At 46.0% G+C, this 3665-nt stretch carries 4 protein-coding genes; all 4 read left to right on the top strand.

Annotated elements, in window-relative coordinates:
* Window positions 1–902 (top strand): chorismate synthase (aroC, locus tag SPADD19_RS05665; protein ID WP_061455477.1); only part of this gene is annotated, 902 nt, incomplete at its 5' end.
* A 16-nt stretch (window positions 903–918) separates the two neighbouring features.
* Window positions 919–1851 (top strand): prephenate dehydrogenase, encoded by a 933-nt coding sequence (locus SPADD19_RS05670; protein ID WP_061455478.1) that lies wholly within the window; start codon window positions 919–921, stop codon window positions 1849–1851.
* 100 nt (window positions 1852–1951) lie between these two features.
* Window positions 1952–2290 (top strand): YlbF/YmcA family competence regulator, encoded by a 339-nt coding sequence (locus SPADD19_RS05675; protein WP_061455479.1) that lies wholly within the window; start codon window positions 1952–1954, stop codon window positions 2288–2290.
* Between the two features lie 171 nt (window positions 2291–2461).
* Window positions 2462–3665, top strand: a 1204-nt coding sequence (aroA, locus tag SPADD19_RS05680; protein ID WP_241496489.1) for a 3-phosphoshikimate 1-carboxyvinyltransferase, incomplete at its 3' end; no start/stop codon positions are given.

Genomic DNA, 3665 nt, shown 5'->3' on the forward strand with positions numbered 1-3665 from the left:
ATGTAGCACCGGTCGAAGAGAAAAAGAAAGATCTGCGCAAGATCACCAAGCCACGTCCTGGCCATGCTGATCTAGTCGGAGGGATTAAATACCGTTTTGACGATCTCCGTAATTCGCTCGAACGTTCTTCTGCCCGTGAGACGACTATGCGTGTAGCCGTTGGTGCAGTTGCTAAACGAATTTTAGAAGAGATTGACGTGGAAGTGGCCAGCCACATTGTCAATTTTGGGGGAATCGAGATTGCAATTCCCGAGAATCTAACCGTTTCAGAAATCAAGGAAAAGGCATCTAAGTCGGAAGTTTCGATTGTTGTCCCAGAACAAGAAGAAGCCGTTAAGGCTTACATTGACCAGGTGAAAAAAGATGGTGATACCATTGGGGGAATTGTGGAAACCTTGGTTGGAGGTGTGCCTGTTGGACTAGGATCCTACGTGCAATGGGACAAGAAATTGGATGCCAAAATCGCTCAAGGAGTGGTCTCTATCAATGCTTTTAAGGGAGTTGAGTTCGGTCTTGGTTTTGAAGCAGGTCGCCTAAAAGGTAGTCAAGTCATGGATGAAATCGTCTGGTCTGAAGAAGCTGGCTATACCCGTCGCACCAATAATCTTGGTGGTTTTGAAGGGGGCATGACCAACGGTGAGCCGATTCTGGTTCGTGGTGTCATGAAGCCTATTCCGACCCTCTACAAACCCTTGATGAGTGTGGATATCGAAACCCATGAGCCTTATAAGGCAACAGTTGAGCGTAGCGATCCAACGGCTCTACCAGCTGCAGGAGTGGTGATGGAAGCAGTGGTCGCAACAGTCCTTGCTACAGAAGTGCTTGAAAAATTCTCATCCGATAACTTGGAAGAATTGAAAGAGGCCGTTGCTAAGCACCGGGACTTTACTAAGAATTTTTAAGAGAAAGAGTTTTCCTTTGGAGAAGAAAGTTGTCTATATTGCAGGGCTGGGCTTGATTGGTGCTTCCCTCGCGCTAGGGATTAAGAGAGCTCACCCAAACGTGACCATTCTTGGTTACAATCGTAGTGAATCCTCTCGAACCATCGCCCTTGAAAGAGGAATGGTGGATCAGGTGACGGATGATTTCGCAGCCTTTGCCCCTTTAGCAGATATCATTATTTTGGCGCTTCTCATCAAGCAAACCAAGTCTTACTTAGAAACCTTAGCCGGACTTAATTTGAAGGACCAGGTACTAGTGACAGATGCAGGCTCTACCAAGGCAGCAATTGTCGCACAAGCTGAAAAGGTGTTTAAAGATAAGGCCGTGCGCTTTGTGGGAGGGCATCCCATGGCTGGTAGTCATAAGACAGGTGCAGCAGCAGCGGATGCCACCTTCTTAGTCGAGCAGGCCGTAGCTTATGGAGAAGAGCATGAAATGACCCGACGTTTTGCGGCTGGTGGCTTTCGGGATATGACACGGATTGCAGAAAGTGAGGCAGGCATGTGGACCTCTATTCTCTTGTCCAATCCTCAAGCTATATTAGAGCGGATTGCCGATTTTAAAGAGCGCTTGGACCAAGTGGCTGAAACCATTCAAGCAGATAACGAAGAGGCCATTTGGTCATTTTTCCATGAGGGACGCAAGCACCGAAAAGAAATGCAGATCCATCAGCGTGCTGGGCGCGATAGTGCCTATGATCTCTTTATTGATGTCCCCGATCAGGAAGGTGTGATCCTCGAAATCTTACAACTCCTACAAGGGATTTCCTTGGTTAATATTCACATCAATGAAGAGAATCGTGAAGATATCCACGGGATTTTGCAGCTGACCTTTAAAAATGTAGAGGATCAAGAGCGGGCTCAAACCTTGATCAGCCAGGCGACGTCTTATACTGTCCTTGCTCGCTAGGTCTACAGAAGGATTTGCATCAAAATGCCTGCTTCATTTTAGGAATATTGAGGGGAAAGCAGTATAATAGAAGTATCATATCAGTAAAGGAGCCCATAAAATGGCAAATATTTATGATGTAGCAAATGAACTCTCTCGGACACTTCGAGACCTTCCTGAATACAAGGCTGTCGTAGAAAGCAAGCAAGCGATTGAGGCAAATCCAGAAGCGAAAACACTGTTTGACGAATACATCGCTTTTCAAAATCAATTGCAAGGCTTGATGCAATCCGGTCAACTTCCAACAGAAGCTGTGCAACAAGAAATGAAGGACTATATGGAAAAAATCCAAGCAAGTCCGATTGTGAATGAATTTTTCACCAAACAACAACAATTGTCTATTTATCTTGCAGATCTGGAAAAGATCATCTTTGAGCCGATTCAAGATTTATATAAATAAGAATGCTACCAGAGTTGTAATTTCGACTCTGGTATTTTCGTTCGCCAGTAGAAGAAAAGAAGCTCAAAAAAAGCTAGGAAACATTCGTTATTTGTTCCAAATTTTTGATCAAAAATTGAATTCATGCCTTAATTATGATAGAATATGAGGAAAAGCACTCTGGAGAAGGCAATGAAATTAAGAACCAATAGCAAGGGTCTCAGGGGCATCATTCGTGTGCCTGGTGATAAATCCATCAGTCACCGATCCATTATTTTTGGAAGTCTCGCAACAGGTGAAACCAAGGTCTATGATATCTTGCGAGGCGAAGATGTGCTCTCTACAATCCAGGTGTTTCGAGATTTAGGAGTCTCCATCCAGGATGACGGGGATGTGATTCGGATTCAAGGGGTAGGCTTTCAGGGCCTTCAAGCTCCGACCGATCCCCTTGATATGGGTAATTCAGGGACTTCTATTCGTTTGATATCAGGTGTCCTAGCGGGCCAGGATTTTTCAGTGACCATGGTCGGAGATGATAGTCTTTCCAAACGGCCTATGGATCGTGTAGCGATTCCACTGCGTCAAATGGGAGTAGACATTGCTGGTCAGGGAGAGCGCGATTGCCCGCCTTTGCATGAAAAAGGAACCCATCAGCTACAACCGATTCATTACCGTTTGCCAGTCGCATCGGCTCAAGTCAAGTCGGCTCTTATCTTTGCTGCTCTGCAGGCTGAGGGTAAATCGACGATTATCGAGAAGGAAAAGACCCGTGACCATACAGAGGATATGATTCGCCAATTTGGTGGGGAGATCCAGGTAGACGGAAAAACTATCCACATCCAGGGTGGACAAGAGTTCAAAGGTCAAACAGTCATTGTTCCTGGAGATATTTCCAGTGCGGCCTTTTGGTTAGTGGCTGGACTCATCCTTCCAGATAGTGTGATCAAGATTGAAAATGTTGGCATCAACCAAACGCGGACAGGGATTCTCGATGTCATCCAGGAAATGGGGGGAGATCTCACCATTGACGATCGCGATGAAAAAGCGGTCTCTGCGAGTCTCACTGTCAAGACTTCGTCCTTAAAAGGGATTCGGATTGATGGGGAGTTGATTCCACGCTTGATTGATGAATTGCCGATTATTGCTTTACTAGCGACACAAGCAAATGGTCAGACCGTGATTGCGGATGCTGAAGAGCTTCGTGTGAAAGAAACGGACCGCATCCAGGTCGTGGCAGATAGCCTCAATGCCATGGGAGCCAATGTTGTGCCAATGGAAGACGGAATGATCATCACTGGTCCGACTCCCTTACATGGAGCTGACTTAGAGACCTTTGGAGACCACCGGATTGGGATGATGGCTGCCATTGCTGCCTTATTGGTGAGAGATGGAAATG

It is taken from the genome of Streptococcus parasanguinis, assembly GCF_001578955.1.
In the GTDB taxonomy this organism is placed as follows: Bacteria; Bacillota; Bacilli; order Lactobacillales; family Streptococcaceae; genus Streptococcus; species Streptococcus parasanguinis_U.

Coding starts and splice junctions, on each gene's coding strand:
- SPADD19_RS05675 (WP_061455479.1), top strand. CDS start 1,952: ATGGCAAATATTTATGATGTAGCAAATGAACTCTCTCGGACACTTCGA.